We start from the raw sequence: 1,439 nt of genomic DNA on the forward strand, positions 1-1,439 counted from the left end.
GGTCTGCTCGGGTGGCGCGTCGGCGGGTGCCGCGGTGCTGGCCGGGGGCGCGGCTTCCACCTTCGGCGGTGCGGCCGCCGGCGCCGCCTGCGCGCTCATCGCGAACAGTACGGCCGCCATCCCGGCTCCGGTCACCAGCGTCAGCAGCGGGGTCAAGCGCTTCATGGGGCAGCTCCCTTCACCGAACCGTACGGGGCCGGCACGCCGGTCGTTCAACGCGACGGCAGATTGCTTCCCGACGATTCCCGGCGACCCGACGCCCGGGACGTCGATCGGGGGACGGCGCGCGGTGGGCTGGCGCTGTGCGGACCGGCGGGGCCACGGCTGGCGGAAGGGCGGTACGGTGCTCGCCGTGACCGCAGCCGACCACCGCGCGCCCAGGCAGCGTGCCGACGGCCCCGTCGCGGTGCTCGCCAACCCGACGGCCGGGCGTGGGCGGCACCGTGGCCTGCTGCCGCGCCTGCTGGACCGGCTCGCGGCGGCCGGCCGGCCGGTGCGGCTGCTGGAGGCGCGCACCGGCGCGCAGGCCGAGGCGGCGTGCCGGGCCGCCGTCGCGGACGGGGCCGCCGCCCTGGTCACCGTTGGCGGCGACGGCACGGTGCACCGGGGCCTACAGGCGGTGGCCGGCACGGGCGTGCCGTTCGGGCCGGTGCCCGCCGGCACCGGCAACGACTTCGCCGCCGACACCGGCTTCCCGGGCGACCCGCTTGCCGCCGTCGAGACCGTCGCCGCCGCGCTGCGCGACGGCCGGACCCGGCCGGTGGACCTGGCCCGGGTGGTCGGCCCCGACGGCGGCACCCGGTGGTACGGGGCGGTGCTCGCCGCCGGGTTCGACGCGATCGTCAACGAGCGGGCCAACCGGATGCGCCGCCCGCGCGGCCCCCGCCGCTACGACCTGGCGATCCTGGTGGAGCTGGCCCGGCTGTGCCCGCGCCGCTACACCCTGCGGCTGGACGGCGAGCCGCTGGAGTGCGACGCGGTGCTGGTGGCGGTTGGCAACTGCGCCAGCTACGGCGGCGGCATGCGGATCTGTCCCGACGCGGACCCGACGGACGGCCTGCTGGACGTGGTGGTCGGCGGCCGTTTCGACCGGCGCACCCTGATCCGGGTGAAGCCGCGCATCTACCGGGGCACGCACGTGCGGCATCCGCTGGTGAGCAGCCACCAGGCCCGCACGGTGGAGTTGACCGCCGAGGGGATCACCACGTACGCCGACGGCGAGCGGTGCCTCGACCTGCCGGTGACCGTGACCGCCGTACCGGGCGCGTTGCGCCTGCTGCGCTGAACCCGGCCGGGGCCACTTGGCGGGTCGTGGCCCCGGCCGGGTTCAGCGCCGGCCTTCGGACGGCCGGCGGACGGCGTCGCGTACCCGGTCCATGACCGCCAGGGCGGGGCCGAGCGCGAGGTTGGCCGTGGCCGACTGGGCACCGGGATGGGGT

Annotated in this window: 1 protein-coding gene; it reads left to right on the top strand. The window is 77.7% G+C overall.

What is annotated here, in order from left to right:
• Window positions 1–352 precede the first annotated feature (352 nt).
• Window positions 353–1,285, top strand: a complete 933-nt coding sequence (locus E1258_RS32615) for a diacylglycerol kinase family protein (RefSeq protein WP_371688718.1) — start codon at window positions 353–355, stop codon at window positions 1,283–1,285.
• The last annotated feature ends 154 nt before the right edge of the window (window positions 1,286–1,439 follow it).

The sequence above is a fragment of the Micromonospora sp. KC207 genome, assembly GCF_004348615.1.
GTDB lineage: Bacteria > Actinomycetota > Actinomycetes > Mycobacteriales > Micromonosporaceae > Micromonospora.